The organism is Pseudolysinimonas sp., assembly GCF_031389465.1.
GTDB lineage: Bacteria > Actinomycetota > Actinomycetes > Actinomycetales > Microbacteriaceae > Pseudolysinimonas_A.
Map to the genome: position 1 here is coordinate 1 of NZ_JANMSQ010000113.1, position 6100 is coordinate 6100.

The 6100-nt window shown below is 68.0% G+C and carries 6 protein-coding genes and 1 pseudogene; 5 read left to right on the forward strand and 2 right to left on the reverse strand.

The genetic code is table 11. From position 1 onward, the window contains the following. The 3 genes and pseudogenes from RMO30_RS04365 to RMO30_RS04375 all read left to right on the forward strand — a co-directional run. Positions 1–345 (forward strand): annotated as a pseudogene (locus RMO30_RS04365) (sugar ABC transporter permease YjfF); the annotation flags it as partial. Between the two features lie 37 nt (positions 346–382). Then, positions 383–1894: a sugar ABC transporter ATP-binding protein gene (locus RMO30_RS04370; RefSeq protein ID WP_309709998.1), complete on the forward strand. Its 1512-nt coding sequence runs from the start codon at positions 383–385 to the stop codon at positions 1892–1894. After that, entirely contained in the window at positions 1887–2927 is a 1041-nt protein-coding gene (locus RMO30_RS04375) for a LacI family DNA-binding transcriptional regulator (protein WP_309709999.1), read from the forward strand. Before RMO30_RS04370 ends, RMO30_RS04375 begins: the two co-directional genes overlap by 8 nt. 77 nt (positions 2928–3004) lie before the next feature. On the opposite strand, the gene RMO30_RS04380 is transcribed toward RMO30_RS04375, so the two are convergent. Both RMO30_RS04380 and RMO30_RS04385 read right to left on the reverse strand, forming a co-directional pair. Beyond that, entirely contained in the window at positions 3005–3784 is a 780-nt protein-coding gene (locus tag RMO30_RS04380) for an alpha/beta hydrolase (RefSeq protein ID WP_309710002.1), read from the reverse strand. 34 nt (positions 3785–3818) lie between these two features. Beyond that, entirely contained in the window at positions 3819–4016 is a 198-nt protein-coding gene (locus RMO30_RS04385) for a hypothetical protein (RefSeq protein ID WP_309710005.1), read from the reverse strand. A gap of 184 nt (positions 4017–4200) precedes the next feature. Between RMO30_RS04385 and RMO30_RS04390 the strand changes: the two genes are divergently transcribed. Next, complete coding sequence (locus RMO30_RS04390; RefSeq protein WP_309710008.1) at positions 4201–5061, forward strand: DUF4349 domain-containing protein; 861 nt, start codon at positions 4201–4203, stop codon at positions 5059–5061. 222 nt (positions 5062–5283) lie between these two features. Continuing rightward, positions 5284–6100, forward strand: an 817-nt coding sequence (locus RMO30_RS04395) for a DEAD/DEAH box helicase (protein WP_309710009.1), incomplete at its 3' end; no start/stop codon positions are given.

A 6100-nucleotide genomic window follows, 5' to 3' on the forward strand; every position in this document is an offset into this window, starting at 1 on the left:
CTCCCCGTTGTGCGAACGAAACTGCTCGCCTATGTGATCAGCGGCACCTGCGCCGGGCTCGCCGGTGTCGTCTTCACCGCGTATCAGGGGGCCGGCTACCCACTCAACGGCATCGGCACCGAGCTCGACACGATCGCCGCAGTCGTCATCGGCGGCACCCTGCTCACCGGCGGGTCCGGCTACGTGCTGGGCTCGATGATCGGCGTTTTCGTCTACGGCACGATCAAGACCGCGATCTCGTTCCTCGGCGCCGAACAGTCCTGGACGCGCATCACGATCGGCGGGTTGCTGCTGATGTTCGTGGTCGTGCAGCGGGTGATCGTCTCGCGATCGAGCCGCAGATGATCTCCCGGAGACCGGCGTCGTCCAGCAGAATGTGACGATGGGCGACCCGACGACGACGCCGGTTCTCGAAGTGAAGGGAGCCACCGTCAGGTTCGGTCGCGAAACCGCGATCGACACCGTCGACTTTCGGATGTTCGCGGGCGAAGTGCATTCGCTGATGGGCGAGAACGGCGCCGGCAAGTCGACCCTCATCAAAGCCCTCACCGGTGCCCTCCCGCTCGACGCGGGCGAGATCCGGCTCGACGGGCAGGTGGTCCGCATCCCGTCGCCGCTCGATGCTCAGCGCCACGGCATCCGAGCGGTGTACCAGGAGATCGACCTCCTGCCGAACCTGTCGGTCGCCGAGAACATCGCGCTCGGTCGGGAACCGCGGCGATTCGGCGGCATCGATTGGCCCGCAATGCGCCGCCTCGCCGTCAACGTTCTCGCCGAACTCGGGCTCTCGATCGATCCCGCGTCACTGTTGGGCTCGCACTCGCTCGCGGTGCAGCAACTCGTCGCGATCGCGCGCGCGATCTCGACCGACGTGCGGGTGCTCGTGCTCGACGAGCCGACATCGAGCCTCGACGCCGACGAGGTCGCCGAACTCTTTCGGGTTATCCGCGAGCTCAAGGACCGCGGCGTCGCGGTGCTGTTCATCTCGCACTTCCTCGACCAGGTGTACGAGATCTGCGACCGCATCACCGTGTTGCGCGGCGGGGTGCTGGTCGGCGAGTACCGCACGACGGAGTTGCTGCGCATCGATCTCGTGCAGAAGATGCTCGGCCGGGAGATCGCCGAACGGCGCGTGCGCCGACCCTTCGACCCCGAACCGGGAACCCGGGTCGTACTCGAGGGCCGACAGCTGCGGCGTTGGCCGCGCCTCCGCGACGTCGACCTCGAGGTGCGCGAGGCGGAGGTCGTGGGGCTCGCCGGGTTGCTCGGCTCGGGGCGCACCGAACTCGCCCGCACTCTGTCCGGTGTCGACCAGCCCGACGGTGGCGTCATCGTTTTCGATGGGAACTCGACGACCATCGCGGGCCCGCGACGCGGGATCGGCCTGGGGGTCGTCTACTCGTCGGAGAACCGCCGCACCGAGGGCATCATCGCCGACCTCACCGTGCGCGAGAACATCGTGCTCGCCATCCAGGCGCAACGCGGGATGCTGCGGCTGATGCGCCGCTCGCGCCAGACCGAGCTGGCGGCGAGCTGGATCGAGGCCCTCGGCATCCGTCCCGAGTCCCCGGAGACGATCGCCGGCACCCTCTCCGGCGGCAACCAACAGAAGGTGCTGCTCGCCCGCCTGCTCGCGCTGGCCCCGCGCGTGATCCTGCTCGACGAGCCCACCCGCGGCATCGACGTCGGCGCCAAGGTCGAGGTCCAGAATCTCGTCGGGGAGCTAGCGGCGAACGGAATGTCCGTCGTGTTCATCTCGGCCGAGCTTGAAGAAGTTCTGAGGGTGTCAACGCGCGTCGTCGTGCTTCGCGACGGACTCGTGGTCGCTGCCCTTCCCGCCGACGAGTTGTCGAGCGAACCGCTGTTGGCGATGGTGACGCAACCAGATGACTGAGATTGACCCGAAGCGGCGGGTGGCGGAGGAGCCAGGCCCACGTGCCGCCAACATCTTCGACGTCGCCCGCCTCGCCGGGGTGTCGCACCAGACCGTGTCACGCGTGCTCAACGACCTGCCGAACGTGCGCCCGACCACGCGCGCCCGGGTCGAGAGCGCGATCTCGCAGTTGCGCTACAGCCCCTCCCCGGCGGCCCGCGCCCTCGTCACCCGCCGCAGTCGCACCATCGGGCTCATCGCTCCCGGTACCGCGGATCTCGGGCCGGCGTCGATCGCGATGCACTTCAACATCGCCGCCCGCGAAGCCCGCTACAGCATCGAAACCGTTTCGCTGCTCGACATCGAGCCTCCGGGCGTGCGCGCCATCGTCGAAGCCCTGCTGCGGCAACGCGTCGATGCGATCGTGCTCCTCGTCGACGACATCTCGGTGCTGGAGGTCGTGCGCAGTCTCGAGCTCGGCATCCCGTTCGTCGCGGTGGCCGCATCCGCCCGCCGCGGCCCGACGATCGTCTCGATCGACCAGTACCGGGGGGCGCGTGCAGCGGTACGCCACCTGATCGAACTCGGCCACACCCGCATTCTGCACGTCGCCGGGCCCGCGCGGTCGCCGGATGCGATCGAGCGGGAGCGTGGGTGGCGGGACGAACTCGCCGCCCACCGTCTGGAGGTCATCGAGCCGGCGCGGGGCGACTGGTCGCCCGCGAGCGGCTACGACCTCGGTCGCACGATCGACATCGCGGGGCCGACCGCCGTCTTCGTCGCCAACGACCACATGTCGATCGGCGTACTCTCCGCTTTGCGAGAGCGCGACCTCAAGGTGCCCGAAGACGTCAGCATCGTCGGCTTCGACGATCTGCCGGAAGCCGGATACCTGTTCCCCCCGCTCACCACCGTGCGACAGGACTTCGCCGGCCTCGGATCTCTCATCATGCAGAAGGTGCTGCTCACGATCGAGGAGCCCGAGACGGCGACCGAGACGACGCCCCTTCCGACGACTCTCATCGTGCGCGAGTCGGCGCGCGCGCCGCGCTGAACGGCGGCTAAGCGCCCGACGTTAGGGTCCGTCGGCCCGGCATCCGCGACCGGCGGCGGGCGATGCCGTCGCCGACCTCAGCCGATCGCAGTCGCCACGACCCGCGCCATCCGCGGCCTGATGACGTGATCGATGCCCTGCACCTTGTGGGACGTGACACTGCGCAGGTTCTCGACGATGCGCAGTCCGCCAGGATGCAACAGCGGGTCGAGCGTGCCGTAGACGAGGTGGATGGGGGCCGCGACCTGAACCAAGTCGCTCACCATGGTCTGCGATTCGATCGACTTCTCCAACGAGAGCACGAACGCGTTCCAGTTCTTCTCGGAGACATCCAGCAAGTTCTTGATCGGCGACAACCGTGCAAGTCCCGCCGCCGCACGAATCGTGAACTGCTTGTTGGCGCGCAGAAATTCGTAGAGCCGGAAGTAGCCGTCCATGGCCGCCCGGTCGAGGGGGGTGCCCATCTCGGTCGGCGAGACGTAGACGGGTGGACTCACGATGACGAGCCGCGTCACGTCGCGGCGAAAGGTGGCAGCGTAGCGAGTCGCGATGAGGGCGCCCAGCGAGTGCCCGACGAGAACGATCCGGCGCAGCCCGAGCTTGCGGAGTGTACGGCGCAGCGCCGCGACGTGTTCCTCGATCGTGTAGGTGGCATCCGGTGGCATCGGCGAGGCGCCGAATCCCAGCAGATCGATCGACACAATGCGGTGGCGCGGAGTGACGAGCGGCACCACGTACTCAAAGGTCACCGACGACGACGCGATGCCATGCAGCAAGACGACGGGAGCGCCGACACCGACATCCCCCGCGATATGCAGAAGGGGCGGCCTCCGCAGCAATCTGCGTAGCCACCCCATCCCGCCATGCTACGGCGACTGGGCCCGAGACGGGTCAGTCCTGGCGCATGTGCTCCTTGTGCTCGTTCTTGGCGTGCACGGCGTCGCGTTCGGCTTCGGCCTTCGCGACCTCGGCGTCGGCCTGCATCTCGTCGACCTTGTCGGAGACGCGCTCCTTCGTGTCGTCGACGACCTCGCCGATCTTGTCGCCGGTGGCGTCAGCGGCGTCTTTCGCGGTGTCCATGAAACCCATGATTGGTCCTCCTTGTGGATCCCCTTTCGGGGTTTCGACGGTAAGCCGCGAAGCTGCGGAACCGAACGGGGTTGACACCCCGCAACGGGAGGCGTACGCCGTGACGGAATCGTGACGCCCTGACGACCGAATCGTGATGAACGTTGTGTGGTGCCTGAGCCCGCGGGACTTTAGCGTTGCCCACATGAGGCGAATCACGCGTACGACCACGACTCTCGGTGCCACCCTGCTGGCCGCGACTCTTTTGCTCGCAGGCTGCAGTGCGAGTAGCGGGTCGATGACCGATGAGTCGGGGGGCGCCCCCATGGCTCCCGTGGTGGGCGAGGATGCCGGCGTCACCGATGGCGACAGCGGCAACTTCTCGACTGAACAGACCGCCCGAGATGTCATCGTCACCGGGTCGATGACGGTCACCGCCGACGATCCGTTGGCCGCATCCCGCGAAGCCGTGCGTCTCGTGGAGGCGGCCGGCGGGCGGGTCGACGGGCGCTCCGAATACGCTCCCGCGAACGGGGATGCGGGTAGTGCGAACCTCATCCTGCGCATCCCGGCCAACCGGCTGCAGGAAGTTCTCGACGACCTTTCCGAGCTCGGGCGCGCCGACGAGATCTCGACGAACACGAGCGACGTCACCGTGTTGGTCACCGACCTCGAGTCCCGCATCGCCACCCAGCGCGGCATCATCGACCGGCTCAACGCGATGTTCGCACAGGCGTCGACGATCGCCGACCTGATTACCCTCGAGACGGCGATCGCGGAGCACCAGGCGACTCTCGAAGACCTTGAGGCGCAGCAGCGCTCCGTCGCCGACCAAGTCGCCCTGTCGACTCTGTCGCTCTACCTGCGCTCCGAGGCCGAGGCCCCGGTGCAGGAACCGATGGACTTCCTGAGCGGACTCGCCGCCGGGTGGGGCGCGTTCGTCGCCTTCTTCTCGGGGCTACTCGTCGCCCTCGGCGTGCTGCTGCCCTGGCTCATCGCGGCGGGCTTGGTCTCGGCGGCGATCGTGCTGATCGTGCGCTGGAACCGCCGTCGCCACGCCGGGTAAGCCTGGTAGGGAGAGTCGTCTGCTACCGTTGAGACACCGGGACGCTGCAGTGTGCGTCCCCGCGTCGTAGAACGCTTCCTCTCCCGCGCTGACCCATCTTGAAAAAGTGGCGATTCGACGGTCGATGAGTCTCTTACGGCGAACGGATGTGGGCATTCCCACCTTCGCCATCCCGAATAAATCGGCTGCGCGCCCTTGTGTCGCAGCTGTCAGAAAGTCACCATGACCACCGTCACCTTCAGCACGCTCGGCGTGCCTTTCCCGCTCGCCGAGGTCCTCGCCCGCGAGGGCATGGCCGAGCCCTTCCCGATCCAGGCGGCGACGCTGCCTGACACCCTCGCAGGGCGCGACGTGCTCGGCCGCGGCCGCACCGGCTCCGGCAAGACGCTCGCCTTCGGCATCCCGATGGCCGCGCGTCTCGGCACCCGCCTCTCCGGCGGACCCCGCCGCGCCGGCCGCCCACTGGGCCTCATTCTTGCCCCTACCCGCGAACTCGCGACCCAGATCGAGGTCGCGATCGCTCCGCTCGCGAAGGCCTACGGCCTCACCTCGACGACCATCTTCGGCGGCGTCTCGCAGCAGCGCCAGGTCGCCGCCCTCCGCGCCGGTGTCGACATCGTCGTGGCCTGCCCCGGTCGCCTCGAAGACCTCATGAAGCAGAAGCACATCTTCCTCGACGCCGTCGAGATCACCGTGCTCGACGAGGCCGACCACATGGCCGACCTGGGCTTCCTGCCCGGTGTCACCCGCATCCTCTCTGCCACTCCGGCAGACGGACAGCGGATGCTGTTCAGCGCCACGCTCGACAACGGCGTTGACAAGCTCGCCAACCGGTTCCTCTCGCGGCCGGTGAGTCACGGCGTCGACGCCCCCGGCATCCCGCAGGGCGCGATGGAGCACCACGTACTCGCCGCATCCGATGCCGCCGCGAAGAAGAACCTCGTCATCGCGCTCGCCTCCGGCACCGGCCGTCGCATCATGTTCACCCGCACCAAGCACGTCGCCAAGCGCTGGGCCGGCGGCTGTGAGGTCGCGGGCC